This is a genomic window from Rhizobium sp. NZLR1b, from assembly GCF_019685155.1.
Classification (GTDB): Bacteria; Pseudomonadota; Alphaproteobacteria; order Rhizobiales; family Rhizobiaceae; genus Rhizobium.
Genome location: NZ_JABDWC010000020.1, coordinates 34,761 through 53,905, shown reverse-complemented (window position 1 = coordinate 53,905; position 19,145 = coordinate 34,761). Strand labels below are relative to the sequence as shown.

The window sequence follows — 19,145 nt, the reverse complement described above, 5'->3', positions numbered from 1 at the left end:
CTCTTGCAACGCGCGACAAGCTCTCTGCCGGGAGCGAAAGCATGCTGCGCCGGCAATTTGACATTCCTTCACTCGCCACTAATTCACATTTGAAACTGAAGGAAACAATGAATGAATACTGCGGCACTTGCCACGAAAGCCCGGACCGGTGTGTCCGGTTTGGACACAATTCTGGCAGGCGGTCTTTCCATCGGCCACGTGTTTCTCCTTGAGGGAAATCCGGGAGCGGGCAAGACGACTATTGCGCTGCAGTTTCTGATCGAAGGGGCTCGGCTCGGCGAGCAGGGGCTCTACATCACCCTTTCGGAAACCGACAGCGAACTGCGGGCCGGTGCTGCGTCGCACGGCATGGTGATCGACGGCAAAATCGAGGTCGTCGAGCTCGTGCCTCCGGAAAGCCTGCTCGATGCCGACCAGCAGCAAAGCCTGCTTTATTCATCCGATCTTGAACTCGGCGAGTCGACACGAGAAATCTTCGCAGCTTTCGAGCGGGTCAGACCGAGCCGGGTGGTTCTCGACAGCCTGTCCGAAATAAGGCTGCTTGCGCAAAGCTCGCTGCGCTACCGCCGGCAGATCCTTGCGCTCAAACATTATTTCGCCCGACAGGGGGCGACCGTCCTTCTCCTTGACGACATGACCTCCGACACGCTCGACAAGACGGTGCATAGCGTTGTGCACGGGGTCATCCATCTCGATGAGCTGGCGCCGAATTACGGCGCTGAACGGCGACGCTTAAGGGTGACGAAATACCGCGGACAGGCTTTCCGCGGTGGCTATCACGATTTCACCATCCAGACCGGCGGTGTCGTCGTGTTTCCGCGCCTGGTCGCCGCCGAACACAGGACGAGTTATGTTCGCGATCAGCTTTCCAGCGGTATTGCCGGGCTGGACCTGCTTCTGGGCGGTGGGCTCGAACGAGGATCGAGCACGCTGATTCTCGGTCCTGCCGGCACCGGCAAGAGCACTTTCTCTTTTCAATTTGTGATGGCGGCCATAGCACGCCGCGAAAAGGTGGCTGTTTTCATTTTTGACGAGGAGTTGGGCTTGCTATTCGCGCGCCTGAAACAGCTCGGCATGGATCTCGAGGCCCTGAGGGATGAGGGTCTGCTGCATATCGAGCAGCTCGATGCCGCGGAGTTGTCGCCCGGTGAATTCGCTCACCGCGTATGTGCTTCCGTTGACAGATCGGGAGCGAAAACCGTGGTCATCGACAGCATCAACGGCTATCAGGCCTCGATGCCGGATGAGAATTCGCTGATATTGCATATGCACGAATTGCTGCAATATCTGAACAGGCAAGGCGCAAACACCTTCCTCACCGTCGCCCAGCACGGACTGCTCGGCGACATGAAGGCACCCGTCGACGTGACCTATCTCGCCGACACCGTCATCCTGCTGCGCTACTTCGAGGCGGTGGGACGTGTGCGGCGGGCGGTCTCCGTCATCAAGAAGAGGACCGGCCACCACGAGGACACCATCCGGGAGTATCAGATCGATGCTGGCGGCCTGACATTCGGAGAGCCCATCGTCGGTTTCCAGGGAGTGCTTCGCGGCGTTCCGGAATTCGTCTCGACGTCCGCTCCGCTTTTGCCAACCGACAGCGAGGGCTGCGGCAATTCCTAATTTCCACAACCCGAAGGCCCTGATTTATGCACCGGCCGGACGCGACGCCGAGGTCGCAGCATCGTTGACCGCCGAGACTGGATTATCCTCGATAACGGTTGCCGATCTCAATCTTTTCGCGTCGTCACTCGATGACGAAATAGCGGTCGGTGTTCTGACGGAAGAGGCCGTCCGCGGAAGTGACCTGAAACCAATTGCTGCCTGGGTCGCCGCCCAGCCGAGCTGGTCTGATCTGCCGTTCATCGTCCTGACCCAACGCGGCGGGGGGCCTGAACGAAATCCCGCCGCCGCCAGGCTTTCCGAGGTTCTCGGCAATGTGACTTTTCTGGAGAGGCCGTTTCATGCCACGTCCTTCATCAGCGTTGCGCGGACCGCACTGAAAGGACGGCTGCGCCAGTATGAAGCGCGCGCTCGGCTCGAGGCTCTGGGCGAGGGAGAGCGGCGGTTGCAGACGGCGCTCGCCGCCGGCCGCCTTGGCGCGTGGGAGCTGGAACTGTCCACAATGGCTTTGTCGGCCTCGGCGACCTGCAAAGCGGTTTTCGGTCGAGGGCCGGATGATGAGGTGACGCGCGATGATCTGATCGCCAGCATCCACCCCGATGATCGCGACCTTGTGCTGGCACGCCTGCGCGAGACGGTCGATACCGGACGCGACTATTCGATCGAGCACAGGACGATCTGGCCGGATGGATCACTGCATTGGACCGAGGTCCATGCCCAGCTTTATGCAGACAGATATGGATCAGCCAGGAAGCTTGTCGGGGTCTGCTCCGATACCACCATCCGCAAGACCATCGAGGAGAATCTGAGGCGGCTCAATGAAACCCTCGAAGTGCGTGTCCGGGAACGGACCCGGGAGGTCAATGCCGCTCACCAGACACTGCTCGAAGAGGTCGCCCAGCGTGAGAGAGCCGAGGAGCAGCTTCGCCAATCCCAGAAAATGGAAGCGATCGGCCAACTCACTGGCGGTGTTGCCCATGACTTCAACAATCTGCTGATGGTCGTTCTCGGAAATCTGGAACTGCTCGGCAAACACGTGGCCGGAGATGCCAAGGCAACGCGTCTGGTCGACGGGGCGCTTCAGGGCGCGCGACGCGGAGCGGCGCTGACCCAGCGTTTGCTGGCTTTTGCCAGACAGCAGGATCTGCAGGTCAAGCCCGTCGATCTGGCCGATCTTGTCTCCGGCATGAACGACTTGCTGCGGCGCTCGGTCGGATCCTCGATCAGCATCGAGACCAATCTCCCGGCGAGACTGCGGCCGGCGCTGATCGATGCGAACCAGCTCGAATTGGCGCTGCTCAACCTTGCGGTCAATGCCCGCGATGCGATGCCGGATGGGGGGACGCTGTCCATATCGCTGCGCGAAGAACAGGTTGTCGGCGCTGGCGGCGATCTGGGCGACGGAGCCTATCTTGTGTTGGCGGTGGCTGACAGCGGCACCGGCATGGACGCGGAGACGCTGAAGAAGGCCGTCGATCCGTTTTTCTCCACCAAGGAACTCGGGAAAGGCACGGGTCTCGGCTTGTCGATGATCCACGGGCTTGCCGTTCAGCTCAATGGCGCACTGTTTCTGACAAGCGAGCCTGGGGTCGGAACGACTGCGGAGTTGTGGCTACCGGCGACCGAACGGCGGCCGGAGCGGCCGGCCGAGATGGAGCTGCCCATCCCGCAATCTGCCTCCGGACTGAAGATCCTTCTGGTCGATGACGATGCCTTGATCGCCATGAGTTCGGTCGACATGCTCGAAGATCTCGGCCATGAGGTCGTCGAGACAAATTCCGGCGCGGATGCGCTGGAGCTGATCAGGAGCGGTCAGCATTTCGATCTGATGATCACCGACTATTCGATGCCGGGTATGACCGGCGCACAGCTCACCCAGGCTGTGCGGGATATTCACCCGACGCTGCCGATCGTGCTGGCGACAGGGTATGCCGATCTTCCCGCCGGCACCGACATCGATATTCCGAGATTGGGTAAACCCTATAATCAAGCCCAGCTTGCCAAGGAAATCGCCAAGGCGCTGGCCCGCGAGACGGCTCCGGTTATCGGCTCCATCAGCGCGCGTGGTTCAGGGGCGCTGTTCAAGGCCGACGATTGCTGCGATGAAATCGGCGATGGCGCCTGTGTCGTCTAGATCGAAAACCGGCAGCGCCGAATCCGTGACGGCATGATCGGCGGCGATGGCACAGATATGGGCATCGCTCGGTGCCAGCGGTTGGCGATTGGCTGCCTCCAGGCGGCGGGCCTCGATCTTCGGGATCGGTTCGCGCTTATAGCCTTCGATCAGAACGAGATCGCAGGGGGCGAGCCGGGCGAGGATCTCCTCGAACTCAGGTTCGGGTGCTCCGCGCAGCTCGTGCATGATGGCGTAGCGGGTGCCGGAGACGATGGTGACCTCATGGGCGCCGGCCTGGCGGTGGCGGTAGCTGTCAGCCCCGACCTTGTCGATATCGAAATCATGATGAGCGTGCTTGATCGTCGAGATCCTGTAGCCGCGGCGGGTGAATTCGGTGACCAGCCGGACGGCGAGCCCGGTCTTGCCGGAATTCTTCCAGCCAGCAATGCCGAAGATCTTCGGTGCGGTCATGCGCGCAGGGCCTCCAGCCAGCGTTCCGCCTCGACGAGATCATCCGGCGTGTTGATGTTGAAGAAGGGATCGAGCAGGCTGGCGCGGGTCGGATGCAGCGGAAACGTCACTTCCGTAACGTCATGCCGCAACAGGAAGTCGCGCACGCGGCGCTTGTCGTCGGTGGCGATCCAGGCTTCGAGATCGGCGGCCAACGTCACCGGCCAGAGCCCGAAGACAGGATGGCTGCGGCCCTCGGAGGCGGCGATGGCAATCTGCGACGGGCGTTCGACCGCTGCCGCCAGCCGGGCGACGAGATCGGCTGGGAAGAACGGGCAATCGACCGAGACGGTGACGACATGGCTGATCGAGGGCAGGCCGGCGGCATAGACCATCGCTGCATGGATGCCGGCCATCGGCCCGGCCTTGCCGGGAAAACGGTCAGGGACGACGATTACGTCCTCGGCGGCGGCATCGGCATTGACGGCAACCGGGGAGACCTGCTGCGAGAGGCGGGTCAGCACATGGCGCAGCATGCTCTCGTCCCCAAGCATCACGCCCGCCTTGTCACGGCCCATGCGCTGCGAGCGGCCGCCGGCCAGCACGACGCCTGCTATATCGGACTTTTCCAGCGAGAATTCAGCCATCATCCTGCCCCAGAACCTTCGTCACACCGGTGCGCGCGGCGCAGATTCCTGCGCGATCGGCGATACGCGGCGCTTGGCCTCACGATAGAACGTATAGAGGCCGGAGGCGATGACGATCGCAGCCCCCACCAGCATCCAGCTGTCTGGCACTTCGGCGAAGAAGAAGAAGCCGAGCAGCGATGAGAAGATCAGGCTTGTATAGCGGAACGGCGCGACGAAGGAAATTTCGCCGGTGCGCATCGCGAGGATGACCGACTGGTAGCCGACGAGCACCAGCACCGAGGCGAGCAGGAGGTGCCCGAGCGAGGTGGCGCTGACCGGCTGCCAGCCGCCGAGCACGGGAATGAGCAGTGCGCCGAAGAAGGAAACAGAGATGGCGGTGATGACGGTGATCATCAGCGAGGGAATCTCCGGGTCGATCGACCGTGTCGCGAGATCACGGCTGGCCGTCGACAGCACCGAGCCGACGCAGAGGAGGGCGGCGGCGGTGAAGCCTTCGGGGCCGGGGCGGATAATGATCATCACGCCGACAAGACCGACGAGGATTGCCGACCAGCGCCGCCAGCCGACAGGCTCGCCAAAGAAGAGCGCAGCGCCGAAGGTGACAACCAGCGGCAGTGACTGCAGGATCGCCGAGGCATTGGCGATCGGCATCATGCCGAGCGCGGTAATATAGGTGACGGCGGCGATCATCTCGCAGATGATCCTGAGGATGATGATCGGCTTAAGCACGGTGCGCCAGGAGCGCAGAGCGCCCATTTTCCAGGCGATCAGATAGACCAGCAGGCTGGTGAAAAGGCCGCGCAGGAACATGATCTCACCGGCGTTCATATAGGCGATCACCGATTTGGAGAGAGCGTCGCTTGCGGAAAAGCCGGCCATCGCCATGCTCATATAGATGGCGCCCTCAGTATTGCGTGACCGCGGCATGAAGAGATTCCCGTTACCTGTGCGCCCCTTCTTAGTCGGGAAGATAGATGATGGGAATCGGATGAATGTCACACCCGGGATAAATCGATGATGCGGTGCACAATGGCGTAGACGTCAAGGCCGGGGTGTGAGCGGGATACGTGGCAGATCCTGTTTCATCGAGGAAAATCAATCCTTCCGGCGCGGCGATCAGCGCTTCAAACATGCTCCAAAGGGGCCGTCGCTCCGACTGAAATCATCGGCCTCAAGCCGTTTTCTTTTCCCGCGCGGGAAACGGGTGGCTGCATCGGCTGATCTTTGAGATCTCAGGTGTCTCGACAACTGAGGAGAAACGGACATGACACTTTTGAACGACAAGGTCGCGATCATCACCGGCGCCAGTTCCGGCATCGGCCGCGCGGCGGCGAAACTTTTTGCGCGGGAGGGTGCCAAGCTCGTGGTCACCGGACGGCGACAGGACGCACTCGGCGCCGTGGTCGCCGAGATCGAGGCGGAGGGCGGGCATGCTGTCGCCATATCGGGTGATGTCAAGGACGAGGCGTTGCAGGAAAGGCTCGTCGAGACGGCAATCTCACGCTTCGGCGGGCTCGACATCGGCTTCAACAATGCCGGTATTCTCGGCGAGATGGGACCGGTCGCCGGGCTGTCGTCGGAGGGCTGGCGCGAGACGATCGAGACCAATCTCACCGCCGCCTTCCTCGGCGCCAAATACCAGTCCGCGGCGATGGGTGAGCGTGGTGGATCGCTGATCTTCACTTCGACTTTCGTCGGCCATACCGTCGGCATGCCTGGGATGGCCGCCTATGCGGCGAGCAAAGCGGGGCTGATCGGCTTCGTGCAGGTGCTTGCCGCCGAACTCGGGCGACAAAAGATCCGCGTCAACGCCCTGCTTCCAGGCGGCACCGACACGCCTGCCAGCATCACCAACGCGCCGGATGCCACTCCCGACCTGCTCGCCTTCGTGGAGGGACTGCACGCGCTGAAACGCATGGCGCAACCGGAAGAGATCGCCAATGCGGCGCTGTTCCTGGCGTCTGATATGTCGAGCTTCGTGACGGGGACGGCGATGCTGGCCGATGGTGGGGTTTCGATTAGTCGGACGTAAGTGAGGTGAGGGGCGTACGGTGTATGTCGGAGGTCGAGCCACCCGCCCTCGTCCTTCGAGGCTTCGGCCGATGGCCTACGCGCCTCAGGATGAGGGCTGATCGTGGTGCTCAGTCGCAGCCCTTCGCCTTCGCGGCTTTGCCGCTCACCCCCCTCATCTGCCCGCCGGCATCTTCTCCCCGCTGGGGAGAAGGGACTCGTGGGGGCGTCCCGCCCTTCCTGAAGGCATCGTTTATGGAAACGGGAGAAGCGGCTTGCTCCCCCTTCTCCCCAGCGGGGAGAAGATGCCCGCCAGGGCAGATGAGGGGGGTGAGGAGCGTCAGCGACGAACGCTTGAGCGGCAAGCGAAAGGCATATGGCAGGTAAAGCCAGAATCTCACCTACGACATGATCAACCCGCCATCGACATTGATCGTCTGGCCGGTGATGTAAGCGGCGTCGTCGCTGGCGAGGAAGGTGACCAGGCCGGCGACGTCTTCGCCGGAGCCGGCGCGTTTCATCGGGATGCCTTCGACCCATTCTTTCATCAACTCGCCCGGGGCGTAGTTGCCCAGCAGTTTGCCCCAGGCCTGGTCGTTATAGGCCCACATGTCTGTCTCGATAATGCCGGGGCAGAAGGCGTTGACGGTGATCTTTTCGGTGGCGACTTCCTTGGCGAGGCTCTGGGTGATGCCGACGACGCCCATTTTCGAGGCGGCGTAGTGCGGGGTGTAGATGAAGCCGTCGCGAGCCTGGCCGGAGGCGGTGTTGATGATGCGGCCGCCGCGCTTGTGCTTGCGCATTCTGGAAATCGCCTCCTGGGCGCAGAGGAAGACACCTTTGGTGTTGACGGCCATGACCTTGTCCCACTCGTTTTCGGAGAGGTCCTCGACGCGGGCGATGGTGATGACGCCGGCATTCTGGATCGAGACGTCGACAGAGCCGAATTCCTTCTCGGCTGCATCGTAGAGGGCAATGACGCTCGCCTTGTCGGTGACGTCGCCGATGAAGGAAATCGCCTTGCCGCCTTCGGCCCGGATTTGCTCGGCAACGCCGTGAACCAGGTCTTCGTTGGCGGAGACGACGAGATTGGCGCCTTCGCGGGCAAAGCGCCTGGCGATGGCCGCTCCAATGCCGCGGCTGCCCCCGGTAATGACGACGGTCTTTTGCTCAAAGCGTTTCATGCTCTTTCCTTCCGGTAGCGTGGATAGATAGCGATCTGGGGCGCGCGACGCAGTCTGCGATCATTTTTGGAACTCAAGCGGGTGCTAAAATAATCTCGGTGAATTCCGAAGCCTTCAGCAATCCGTGGAGACCGTACCCTCTGTCCGTTCCACGGACCCTTTCGATCGGCGTGAGGGGCGGGCAGACGACGATATCGCACGCCGTCTACCCGTTATCCCCTTCAGCGCCTCGATCTCTGCCAGGGAGGAAGCGAGATCGTTTTCGAGTTGCCGGCAATGCGCGTTTCGCATCACCAGCAGCAGAAACCGCCGTCGACGAGAAGATCGACGCCGGTCACGAAGCTTGCTGCATTCGACAGCAAAAACACCGCCGGGCCGACCATCTCGTCCACCGCTGCCATTCGCTGCATTGGCGTCTGCTCTTCGAAGAGCTTGGTCTGATGAACCATCTCCGGACGAGTGTTCATCGGCGTTGCCGTGTATCCGGGGGAGATGGTGTTGACGCGAATGCCGCGGCCGACCCATTCCATTGCCATAGACTTCGACATATGGATCACGCCCGCCTTCGAGGCGTTGTAATGCGCTTGGCTCAGCCCCCGGTTGACGATCACACCGGACATGGAAGCGATGTTGACGATGGCGCCGCGTCCATTCTTCAGCATGGCACGCGCCTCGGCCTGGCAGGAAAGGAAGACGCCTTTCAGGTTGATATCCATCAACGTCTGATATTGGTCCTCTTCCATCTCCTCAGCCGCGTTGGCGTTGGCGATGCCGGCAGCGTTGACTGCAAGCGTCAATGCGCCGAGATCTGTCTCGGTCCGTGCTATTGCCTCTGCAAGGGAAGACTTGCTGGTGACATCCGCCGCGATCTGGATCGAACGGCGGCCGGCGGTGTGGATATGTTCGGCGGTCCTCGCCAGCCCGTCGTCAGTTCGACGGTCGAGCAGCGCCACGTCGGCGCCGCACTGTGCAAGGCCGATGGCAATACGTTGCCCAATGCCGCTCCCGGCTCCGGTCACGATGGCAACCTGGCCGCTGAGGTCGAAAAGCTTCGGGGCGTTCAGAGTGATGTCGGACACCGCTCTTCCTTTCTGTGTCTGTTTTGTTTTCATGCAATTCCTGGCGCAAAACCGCTGCACACTTTTGCTGGAATTGCTTTAGATGGTGGCTAGCTCCATGACCGAAACGTCATTCGCCTCGTCACGGTTGAGAATGCCTGCCTGTTTGCCTTGGGCAAGCACGAGAATGCGATTGGAAACTCCGAGAACTTCCTCGAGGTCCGAGCTGACGACGATGACCGCCACGCCCCGTTTGGCAAGATTGACGATGATGTCGTAGATGCCGGCGCGGGCGCCGACGTCGATGCCTCTCGTCGGTTCGTCGAGTACGACGACCTTGGGATCGCGCATCAGCCATTTCGCGATGACGACCTTCTGCTGGTTGCCGCCGGACAGGTCCGAGGCATTTTGCTCCGCGCGGCCCTTTACGCCGAACTTGGCAACTGCCTTCTCCGCAAACGCGCGCTTGACGCGCGGGGTAATCCAACGCCCGCCCAGCTTGTCAAGATTGGCGTAGATAATGTTCTCGCCGATCCGGTGCCCGACAACCAGGCCTTGCTCCTTGCGGTCTTCCGGGACCATGACGATGCCTTTGGCGATCGCGTCTGCCGGAGCGCGCAGCCTGAGTTCTTCACCTTCCAGCTTGATCGAACCTGCACTGATCGGGTCCGCGCCCGAAATCGCGCGGACAAGTTCGGTGCGGCCAGCGCCGACCAGTCCGGCGATTCCGAGAATTTCGCCGGCGTGCACATCGAAGGTAACGTCACGGAACGAGTTGTCCGGCGAGCTCAGCCCCGACACCTGGAGCACCGGATGGTCTGTCGGAACCGGCAGGGCCGGGAACAAGCGGTCAAGCGGGCGTCCGACCATGCTTTCGACGATCGTTCGCACCGGTGTCGCGCTGTCGGAGAATTCCTGCACGCGTTCGCCATCGCGAAGAACGACGACCCGGTCGGTTATTCGCTTGATCTCTTCCATGCGGTGGGAAATGTAGACGATGCCGACACCCTCTGACCGAAGCTTTCGAACCTGTTCGAAAAGAGCTTCCGTCTCGGCACCACCAAGGGCCGCGGTCGGTTCGTCGAGGATCAGGAGCTTGGCATTCAGAGCCAGCGCCTTGGCGATTTCGATGAGTTGCTGATTTGCGGTGGAAAGGCCGGCGACCTTGCGGGTGGCGGGTATGTGAAGATTGAGGCGAGCAAGCTGCTCCTGGGCGCGGCGAACCATTTGAGCACGGTCGATGACGCCGTTCTTCATCGGCCAGCGCCCGATGAAGACGTTTTCCGCGATCGACAGCTGTGGCAGCAGCTGCAGTTCCTGATGGATAAGGACGACGCCCTTGTCGATCGCTTCCCTTGGGGAGGCTGGGGCATAAGACTGCCCCAGCCAAGTCATTGATCCTTCGGACGGCGTGCGTGACCCGGCGATGATGCCAGATAGCGTCGACTTGCCGGCTCCGTTTTCACCGAGAAGTGCTACCACTTCGCCCGGATAAACGTCCAAGCTGACATTCTTCAGAACCTGGAGCGGCCCATACCACTTGGATATGCCCCTCAGGGAAAGAACTGGATCAGTCACGGCACACCTCCTCAAGACGTCGGTTCATTAGAGCGCCGTGCGTCCATTCGGACGCACAAAGGGCGCTCTAACACTTTGAATCTACGCATGTCGTTGCCGCAAAACCGCGGCACACTTTTGCGGGACATGCTTTAGGGATGGTTGGCGATGAAGCCTGCGACGTTTTCCTTGGTTGTCAGCGTGGCATCCATGAGCTGGACCGGCGGCACCTTCTCTCCGGCAACAAGCTTGGCGGCATTTTCAACCGCGTCGCGGCCCATCTTCTGCGTCTGCTGGGTCGCCGTTACGTTGAAGACGCCCTTGCTGAGCGCTTCGAGCGCGGCGGTGTCACCATCGAAGCCGCCGACTACGATCTTCTGGGAAGGATTGGCGACCTTGATCGCCTGCGCGGCGCCAAGAGCGAGGCCGTCGGCCTGGGCGAAGACGATCGAAACGTCCGGATTTGCCTGCAGCATATTCTGCATGATCTGGAATCCTTCGTCCTGGCTCCAAATGTTCGAGAACTGCTCGGCGACAACCTTCACATCCGGATATGCCTTGAGCGATTCAGCGCAGCCCTTCGAACGATCGACTTCCGGCGTCGTGCCCTTCTGGCCGTGGATGATGACCATCTTCCCCTTGCCGCCGGCTTCCTTCAGAATGTAGTCGCACACCGCCTTGGCAGAGGCGACAGAATCCGTTGCAAGGAAGGTATCGCCGGGTGCTCCCTCGGCATTGCGGTCAACGTTCACGACCGGAATACCAGCGCTCTTGGCAAGCTTGACCGGAACGGTCGCAGCGGCCGCACCTGCCGGAATGTAGATCAGCGCATCGATTTTCTGGGTCAGCAGGTCCTGGATCTGATTGACCTGTGTCGGCCCGTCGCCCTTTGCGTCGACCGTGATGACTTCGATGCCGCGCTTCTTGGCTTCGGCTTCGACCGATTGCTTGATCTGGTTGAAGAAGTTTGCCTGAAGGTTGGCAACGGCCAAGCCGAGCTTCTTCAGTTCGGCTGCGTGTACGGGGCCGAGCGTGAGGCCGAGCAGTGCAGCGGACGCGAGCATGGTGCGCGCAATTTTCATTGTATTTCCTCCGTTGTTTGATGGAACCCTCGGGTATGTCCTCCCCCTCGGGGTATTGATCCGCCCCAAACCCTTGGAGCGGAATTTTCCGGCCCGCCGACCCGGCGAACCCCGTTCGTCAAGCGCGACGCCGACGAATAGTCTCCGCGCCGACCGCGAGCACGATGACGATGCCGATGATCACCTGCTGCAGGAACGGCGAAACGTTCAAAAGATTGAGGCCGTTGCGAAGGACGCCGATGATAAGAACACCGATCAGTGTTCCTCCGATCCCGCCGGCGCCGCCGGAGAGCGACGTTCCGCCGATGACGACCGCAGCGATGGTATCCAACTCATAGCCGAGACCGCTTGATGGTTGGACGGAGTCCAGCCTGGCGGCGAGTACGATGCCTGCGAGCCCGGCAAGGACGGAACTTACGACGTAGACGCCAATCGTCACGAGTGGGACGTTGATACCCGCAAGGCGCGCGACTTCCGGATTTCCGCCGACCGCGTAGAGCATGCGACCTTCGGACCGGAAGTGCAGGAAAAGCCACGCCACAAGAACCACGGCAAGCATGAGAAACACGGTGGCGGTCAACACGCCGAAATGGCGATCGATTGCCAGCATCATAAACCAGTCGGGGAACCCGACGATCTGCTGGCCGTCCGTGATCATATTGGCGACGCCGCGGGCAGCCGACATCATCGCCAGAGTGGCAATAAAGGCCGGAACCCTGAACTGCGTCACCAGAAGTCCGACGATCAGCCCCGAAACCCCGGATGCGACCAGGGCAAAAACGATCGCGACCGGCAGCGGCAGACCGGCGACATTCGCAGTCCAGCCCATGACCATCATCGCCAGAGCGAGTGCCGAGCCGACCGAGAGATCGATGCCGCCGATCAGAATGACAAAGGTCATTCCGACGGCCATGATGCCAAGGACGGTGATCTGATCGAGGATGTTGAGGCCGTTGCGAACCGAAAGAAACGTGTCGGTGCTGACGCTCAGAAAGACGCAAAGCACAAGCAGCCCGACGAGTGGGCCGGTGGCTCCCTTGAGCTTGCTCAACCAGGCGCCGGACGAAAGCCCGTTTTCATTGATATCGAGCGCCACCATTGTTCCTCCTCATGCCAGGCTGACCGCTAAGCGTTCTAAGAATAAATATTCACTAATGCTGGAAAATTCATTAACAATTTGCCTTCCGGCTGTCAATAGGGTTTTCTGGTCCTGCGGTCGCCGGACAACGGCTTAAAGGGCTTGACAATCGCGCTGCAGTGCAAGAATATTGATTAATGAATATTTATTCACAAGAGGAACCCATGAATACGAGAGAACTCGAGCGGGTCGCTCGCGAGATCCGATTGCGCGATCTGCAGGCGGTCTTCGAAGCGGGCGCCGGCCATATTGGCGGCGAAATGTCGGTCATCGACATTTTGGCTGCCCTCTATTTTCGTGTCCTGAATGTTTGGCCCGATCAGCCTGGACATCCCGACCGCGACAGGTTCGTTCTTTCGAAGGGGCATACGGCCTGCGCCCTGTACGTGACGCTCGCAAAACGCGGCTTCATCCCGGAGGAGGAGATTTCCACCTTTTTGAAGCCGCATTCGAGGCTGAACGGGCATCCAAATTGCAACAAGGTTCCTGGCGTCGAAACGAATACCGGGCCGCTCGGCCACGGTCTTCCGGTCGCAGTCGGAATGGCGAAAGCCGCCAAGCTCTCGGGTGCAAAATATCACACCTATGTCGTCACCGGCGACGGTGAGATGCAGGAGGGCTCCAACTGGGAAGCGATCATGGCCGCCGCGCAGTTCAAGCTCGACAATTTGACGCTGGTCATCGACCATAACAGGTTTCAGCAGGGCGCCGCCCTTTCGGAAACCAACGATCTCGCCCCGCTTCGTCCGAAGCTTGAAGCTTTCGATTGGGAGGTCACCGAGATCAACGGGAACACGATGAGCGAAGTCGTTTCGGCCCTCGAACATAAGGGATCGAGACCGCATTGCATCGTGGCCCATACCAACAAGGGCCATGGAATCTCGTTCATGCAGGACCGGGTCGACTGGCACCACAAGGTACCGAGCAAGGAACAATACGACATCGCAGTGGCAGAATTGTCGGAGGCACACTAATGAACGCGCCAGTAAACGCAGCCAAGCTCTACGATTGCCGCGACGCATTCGCCTCGACACTTGAACGGCTGGCCGCCGAAAACGAAACGATCGTTGCCGTCTGCAACGACTCCGTCGGTTCCTCCAAGCTCGGCGGTTTCAAGGCTAGGTTTGGAGAGCGCCTCGTCAATGTCGGTATCGCCGAGCAGAATATGGTGGGGGTTGCAGCAGGCCTCGCCAATGGCGGGCGCCTTCCGTTCGTGTGCGCCGCCGCGCCGTTTCTAACGGGACGGTCGCTGGAGCAGATCAAGGCCGACATTTCGTATTCGAATGCCAACGTCAAGCTTGTGGGTATTTCTTCGGGAATGGCATATGGCGAACTCGGTCCGACCCATCACTCGATCGAAGACTTCGCCTGGACGCGGGTTCTGCCCAATCTTCCGGTCATCGCGCCTTGTGACCGCATCGAAACAGCTGCTGCGGTCGAGTGGGCCGCGGCCTATAACGGGCCCTGTTTCCTGCGTCTCTCTCGCGTCGGTGTGCCGGATCTACTTCCGGAGGGTCACAAGTTCGAACTTGGCAAGGCAAACCTGCTTCGCCAGGGTTCCGACGTCACCCTTATCGCCAACGGCACTTTGACCCATCGAATTTTGAAGGCCGCTGAGATCCTCGCAGAACGCGGCATAAATGCCAGAGTGCTCAACCTAGCAACGGTTCGTCCGATCGACGAGGACGCCATCATCGCTGCGGCTAGGGAAACCGGAGCGATCGTCACGGCCGAAGAGCATTCGATCTTCGGCGGGCTCGGCTCCGCGGTCGCCGAAGTGGTGGTCGACAATGCTCCAGTGCCGATGAAACGTCTCGGCGTTCCCGGCGTCTACGCTCCAACCGGTTCGGCAGAGTTCCTGCTCGACGAATTCGGGATGGCGCCGTCGGCAATCGCCGACGCCGCACAGTCGCTGATCAGGCGCAAGTAATTAGGATCGCGTGGACCGGCCGGGGCGCATTTTCACCCCGGCCGCCACCTGATCCGGGGAGGATGGAATGCGGGCAATTTTGGCAATCGACCAGGGCACGACCAATTCAAAGGCCGTTCTCGTTTCCGAGAAGGGAGACATTGTCGGCAGAGGTTCGGCGCCGGTCGGCATTACCTATCCAAAACCAGGCTGGGTCGAACAGGACCCACGCCGGCTCTATGCATCCGTTTGCGAGGCGATCGACGCCTGCCTGAAGGCCACGCCCGACGTGACTATCGCGGCGGTGGCGATTTCCAATCAGCGCGAGTCGGTCACTGCCTGGGACGCCGAAACGGGAGAGGCACTTGGACCGCTGGTCAGCTGGCAGTGCCGTCGAACGGCACCAGATTGCGAGCGTCTCATTGCCGAAGGCCATCTTGACCGTGTGCAGGCGCTGACAGGCCTGCCACTCGATCCGATGTTTCCGGGTTCGAAATTCCGATGGCTGCTCGACCGTATACCGGCTGGGCGATCGGCCCGGTTGGGAACGGTCGACAGCTGGCTCGTCCACTGCCTGACAGGCGGGCGCCGGCATGTCTGCGATGCTTCCAACGCCGCCAGGAGCCAGTTGTTCGATCTGAAGGAGCAGAGATGGAGTGAGGAACTCGGCGAGATTTTCGGCGTCGATATCGCGCTGCTGCCAGAGGTGCTCGACAGCTCTGCCGACTTCGGCAGGACGCAAGGCTTGCCAGGCGTGCCGGATGGAACGCCTGTAATGGCCGCGATCGGAGACAGCCATGCGGCGCTGTTCGGTCATGGCGCATTCAAGCCGGGTGATGGCAAGGTAACCTTTGGAACCGGTTCTTCCATCATGACGACGCTTGCGCGATTTATTCCGCCACGCAACGGCGTCACAACGACCGTCGCCTGGCGTCTCGGGGGAAAGCCGACTTTCGCTTTCGAAGGCAATATTCTCGTTTGCGCCGCCAGCCTGCCTTGGATGGCTGATATTCTCGGCCTTTCCGATGTGGCAGCCCTTGTCGAACTTGCGGCGAGCGCCGAACCCGGCGGACCGGGTTTCGTGCCCGCATTCGTGGGACTGGGCGCACCCTATTGGAACTCCGACGCCCGTGCCCTGTTTTCCCAGATCAATTTCAATACGACCCGTGCGCAAATGGCGCGGTCGGTCACCGATTCGATCGCCTTCCAGGTGCACGACGTGATCGCCGCCATGCGAGCACAAAGCGGCGGCGAACTCGGAGCGCTCTATGTCGATGGCGGCCCGAGCCAGAACCGTTTCCTGATGCAGTGTGTCTCCAACCTCATCGAACATCCCGTGATCCAATGCGAAGCACCCGAGGCGTCGGCTTTGGGGGCCGCCTATCTCGCAGGTCTCTCACTTGGTTTGTGGAGCGATCTTAATGTTATCGCAGAGCTGCCTCGGAGCTCGCAGATCATTGACCCGGAACCGGTGGATCGCGCGGTGCTTCTGGATACATGGAATGATGCACTTGCCCGCTCGACGTCACGCGATACAACCGCTAATGATGAATAAAAATTCACACTGGGATTAGCGATGACTCGCCTCAACGAACTCCGCCTCATATCAAGGGTCGCCCAGATGTACCACTTGGAGGGACGGCGACAGGCGGAGATCGCACAGCACCTTCGCCTGTCGCAGGCGACGGTGTCGCGCATGCTCAAGCGTGCCGAGGCTGAAGATATCGTGCGAACCAGCGTCACTCCCCCCGTCGGCACCTACAGCGAGCTTGAGCGCGCGCTTCGCGAGAAATATGATCTGCCGGAGGCGATCGTCGTGGAGTGCACGGAAGACCGGGACGGCGCCATCATGGCCCGTATCGGAGAGGCGGCGGCCCACCTCCTGGAGGTGACGCTTGCGCCGGGGGAGATCATCGGCGTTTCGAGTTGGAGCCAGACCATCTTCAAGATGGTGGAGAACATTCATCCGCAGAAGAGCGCTCAGGCGAAGTTCGTCGTCCAAACCCTTGGCGGCATGGGCGATCCTTCCGTACAGACGCATGCGACGCAGCTTACCACGCGGCTTGCCCGGCTGACCGGCGCTGAGCCGAAACTGCTTGCCGTGCAGGGCGTTACGACGTCCAGAGAGGCAAAACTTCTTATGCAGGCCGATCCGTACGTCCGGGAGACGATGGACCTGTTCGGCAGCATCACGCTGGCGATCGTCGGAATCGGAGCCGTCGAACCGTCCGAACTTCTCGCGCGGTCCGGCAACATCTTTTCATCGCGCGAACTGTCTGATCTCGCGGAAGCGGGAGCCGTCGGCGACATCTCGCTTCGCTTCTTCGACAAGAATGGCAAGCCGGTCAAGACGCCGCTGGACGACCGGGTCATTGGACTTCCGCTCGAGGAGCTTGAACGCGTGGACCGGGTGATTGCACTCGCCGGCGGGTCCAAAAAGACGGACGCTATCGCAGGCGCACTCCGCGTGGGGGTGATCGACATGCTTGTCACGGACAAGTTTACCGCGCAGCGATTGATCGACTGAGGCCGGCCGATTTTGGCTAAGCTCAATGAGCCTTCCCATCAACGATCACATGGTCGTGGTCCAGCGAGCATTTTTCCACCCGGGCCTCGACCTTATAAATCTCCCGCAGCATCTCGGCGGTGACGACGTCGCTTGGGGTGCCGCAGGCACGCATGCGGCCATTGGCGATGACGAGGACTTTGTCGGCGAAGCGGAGCGCCTGGTTGAGGTCGTGGATGGCGACCAGGACGATCATGCCTTTAGCACGGGCCCGGCGGCGCATGAAGTCGAGGACCTCGACCTGGCGGTGGAGGTCGAGCGCGCTTGTGGGCTCGTCCATCAGCATGATTTCGGGCTCACGCACTAGCGCCTGGGCGATCGAGACGAGCTGGCGCTGGCCGCCGGAGAGCGCGCCGAGATCGCGGAAGGCCAGGGCGCTGATATCGAGGGCTGCCATGATCTCGTCGATGAAGCGCAGGTCGCCGTCGCCGACGGCCCAGGACTCGCCCTGCTTGCGGGCGAGCAGAATGGATTCGTAGACGGTCAGCACGGCATTGGCCGAGGTATCCTGCGGCATGTAGCTGATGGCATTTTTCGTCTTCGAGCCTTCGACGACGACGTGACCCGGCCCCTTGAGCAGGCCGGTGATGCGCTTGAAGAGGGTGGATTTGCCGGCGGCGTTCGGGCCGATCACCGCAATCAACTCGCCCGATTTCATCACCGGCGTCGTGACGTCTTCGACGAAGAGGTTGCGGCCGTGATAGGCGCCGACCGACTGCAATTGAAGCGCTACCACGACCGGCTCCTGTTCGAGAGGATGAGCGAGAAGAAGAAGGGCACGCCGACCAGCGCGGTGATGATGCCGATCGGGAAGACGACGCCGGGGATGATCGACTTCGAGACGATCGAGGTCAGCGACAGGAGCAGCGCGCCGGAGAGGATCGAGCCCGGCAGGAAGAAGCGCTGATCCTCGCCGAGAATCATACGGGCGATATGCGGCCCGACGAGGCCGACGAAACCGATGGTGCCAACAAAGCTGACGGGTACGGCGGCAAGCAGCGAGACAACCAGCATGGTTTCCAGCCGGATGCGGCGGACATTGACGCCGAAGCTTGCGGCCTTGTCCTCGCCGAGGCGGATCGCCGTCAGCGCCCAGGCGTTGCGGGCAAAGAGCGGCAGGGCCAGCAGCAGCACGGCAAGTGTCACCCAGATTTTCGGCCAGGTGGCCTTGGTGAGGCTGCCCATCGTCCAAAAGACGACTGCAGACAGCGCCTGTTCGGAGGCGAGATATTGCAGGAAGGCGAGAGCCGCGTTGAAGGTGAAGACCAGGGCGATGCCGAGCAGCACCACCGTCTGCACCGAGACGCCGCGGGCCTGCGAGACGAAATGGATAAAGAGCGTGGCGATCAGCGCCATGATGAAGGCATTGACGGGCACCAGCAGGCCGGCTGCCACAGGCAGAAGCGGAACGCTGGTGACGATTGCAAGCGCGGCGCCAAAGCTTGCCGCTGCCGAGATGCCGAGTGTGAAGGGGCTGGCGAGCGGATTGGCGAGGATCGTCTGCATCTGCGCGCCGGCGACCGAAAGCGAGGCGCCGACGACGATGGCCATGACGGCGACCGGCATGCGGATATTCCAGACGACGGCCCGCACCTGATCGGAAACGGAAGACGGGTCGAGGAGGGCGGCGACGACCTCACCGAGGCTGTAGCGGGCCGGGCCCCAGGCGAGATCGACGGCAAAGGACAGGCAGAGCGCCGCCGTCATGGCGGCCAGGATCAAAAGCTTGCGCCGGGCAAGGGCGCGGTAGCGCTCTCTCCCGGCTTCGGCTTCGATCGATATGGCGGCGACCTCGGCCATCG

17 protein-coding genes are annotated in these 19,145 nt (G+C 61.3%); 7 read left to right on the top strand and 10 right to left on the bottom strand.

Annotated elements, in window-relative coordinates; all coding sequences use genetic code 11:
• The first annotated feature begins 111 nt into the window (after positions 1–111).
• Together HJB84_RS24390 and HJB84_RS24385 are read left to right on the top strand one after the other, a co-directional pair.
• On the top strand, positions 112–1,623 hold the full coding sequence (locus HJB84_RS24390; protein ID WP_207580728.1) for an ATPase domain-containing protein: 1,512 nt from the start codon (positions 112–114) through the stop codon (positions 1,621–1,623).
• Positions 1,616–3,757 carry an ATP-binding protein gene (locus HJB84_RS24385; protein WP_311045001.1) on the top strand — a complete coding sequence of 714 codons (2,142 nt, stop codon included), beginning with the start codon at positions 1,616–1,618 and terminating at the stop codon, positions 3,755–3,757. The genes HJB84_RS24390 and HJB84_RS24385 overlap by 8 nt, the downstream gene beginning before the upstream one ends.
• Here HJB84_RS24385 and mobB read toward each other — a convergent pair.
• The 3 genes from mobB to HJB84_RS24370 are packed head-to-tail and all read right to left on the bottom strand — an operon-like array spanning position 3,692 to position 5,766.
• A complete protein-coding gene (mobB, locus tag HJB84_RS24380) occupies positions 3,692–4,210 on the bottom strand; it encodes a molybdopterin-guanine dinucleotide biosynthesis protein B (RefSeq protein WP_207580727.1) in 519 nt (172 codons plus the stop codon). The genes HJB84_RS24385 and mobB overlap by 66 nt on opposite strands.
• Positions 4,207–4,836, bottom strand: a complete 630-nt coding sequence (gene mobA / locus HJB84_RS24375) for a molybdenum cofactor guanylyltransferase MobA (RefSeq protein ID WP_221117145.1) — start codon at positions 4,834–4,836, stop codon at positions 4,207–4,209. The genes mobB and mobA overlap by 4 nt, the downstream gene beginning before the upstream one ends.
• A gap of 21 nt (positions 4,837–4,857) precedes the next feature.
• Positions 4,858–5,766, bottom strand: a complete 909-nt coding sequence (locus HJB84_RS24370; protein WP_221117144.1) for a DMT family transporter — start codon at positions 5,764–5,766, stop codon at positions 4,858–4,860.
• Positions 5,767–6,103: 337 nt separating this feature from the next.
• On the opposite strand from HJB84_RS24370, the gene HJB84_RS24365 reads away from it, so the two are divergent.
• Positions 6,104–6,871 carry an SDR family oxidoreductase gene (locus HJB84_RS24365; protein ID WP_207580724.1) on the top strand — a complete coding sequence of 256 codons (768 nt, stop codon included), beginning with the start codon at positions 6,104–6,106 and terminating at the stop codon, positions 6,869–6,871.
• A gap of 379 nt (positions 6,872–7,250) precedes the next feature.
• Here the strand turns inward: HJB84_RS24365 and HJB84_RS24360 are convergent, their stop codons facing one another.
• The 5 genes from HJB84_RS24360 to HJB84_RS24340 all read right to left on the bottom strand — a co-directional run bounded on the left by HJB84_RS24360 (position 7,251) and on the right by HJB84_RS24340 (position 12,829).
• A complete protein-coding gene (locus HJB84_RS24360) occupies positions 7,251–8,033 on the bottom strand; it encodes a glucose 1-dehydrogenase (RefSeq protein ID WP_221117143.1) in 783 nt (260 codons plus the stop codon).
• Between the two features lie 290 nt (positions 8,034–8,323).
• On the bottom strand, positions 8,324–9,112 hold the full coding sequence (locus HJB84_RS24355) for an SDR family oxidoreductase (RefSeq protein WP_221117142.1): 789 nt from the start codon (positions 9,110–9,112) through the stop codon (positions 8,324–8,326).
• Between the two features lie 78 nt (positions 9,113–9,190).
• The gene (locus tag HJB84_RS24350; RefSeq protein ID WP_221117141.1) at positions 9,191–10,669 is read right to left on the bottom strand and encodes a sugar ABC transporter ATP-binding protein; all 1,479 of its coding nucleotides are present in this window, start codon (positions 10,667–10,669) and stop codon (positions 9,191–9,193) included.
• A 131-nt stretch (positions 10,670–10,800) separates the two neighbouring features.
• On the bottom strand, positions 10,801–11,730 hold the full coding sequence (locus HJB84_RS24345) for a sugar ABC transporter substrate-binding protein (protein ID WP_020050236.1): 930 nt from the start codon (positions 11,728–11,730) through the stop codon (positions 10,801–10,803).
• Positions 11,731–11,848: 118 nt separating this feature from the next.
• Positions 11,849–12,829, bottom strand: coding sequence for an ABC transporter permease (locus HJB84_RS24340; protein ID WP_221117140.1), 981 nt, complete (start codon positions 12,827–12,829; stop codon positions 11,849–11,851).
• Positions 12,830–13,032: 203 nt separating this feature from the next.
• On the opposite strand from HJB84_RS24340, the gene HJB84_RS24335 reads away from it, so the two are divergent.
• The 4 genes from HJB84_RS24335 (at position 13,033) to HJB84_RS24320 (ending at position 17,304) form a co-directional block, all read left to right on the top strand.
• A complete protein-coding gene (locus HJB84_RS24335; protein ID WP_221117139.1) occupies positions 13,033–13,842 on the top strand; it encodes a transketolase in 810 nt (269 codons plus the stop codon).
• Positions 13,842–14,798, top strand: coding sequence for a transketolase family protein (locus HJB84_RS24330; RefSeq protein WP_221117138.1), 957 nt, complete (start codon positions 13,842–13,844; stop codon positions 14,796–14,798). Before HJB84_RS24335 ends, HJB84_RS24330 begins: the two co-directional genes overlap by 1 nt.
• A gap of 67 nt (positions 14,799–14,865) precedes the next feature.
• Positions 14,866–16,332: an FGGY family carbohydrate kinase gene (locus HJB84_RS24325; protein ID WP_221117137.1), complete on the top strand. Its 1,467-nt coding sequence runs from the start codon at positions 14,866–14,868 to the stop codon at positions 16,330–16,332.
• A 21-nt stretch (positions 16,333–16,353) separates the two neighbouring features.
• The gene (locus tag HJB84_RS24320) at positions 16,354–17,304 is read left to right on the top strand and encodes a sugar-binding transcriptional regulator (RefSeq protein ID WP_207580715.1); all 951 of its coding nucleotides are present in this window, start codon (positions 16,354–16,356) and stop codon (positions 17,302–17,304) included.
• Positions 17,305–17,326: 22 nt separating this feature from the next.
• Here the strand turns inward: HJB84_RS24320 and HJB84_RS24315 are convergent, their stop codons facing one another.
• On the bottom strand, positions 17,327–18,079 hold the full coding sequence (locus tag HJB84_RS24315; protein ID WP_207580714.1) for an ABC transporter ATP-binding protein: 753 nt from the start codon (positions 18,077–18,079) through the stop codon (positions 17,327–17,329).
• Positions 18,073–19,143, bottom strand: a complete 1,071-nt coding sequence (locus HJB84_RS24310) for an iron ABC transporter permease (RefSeq protein WP_207580713.1) — start codon at positions 19,141–19,143, stop codon at positions 18,073–18,075. Before HJB84_RS24310 ends, HJB84_RS24315 begins: the two co-directional genes overlap by 7 nt.
• Positions 19,144–19,145 lie beyond the last annotated feature (2 nt).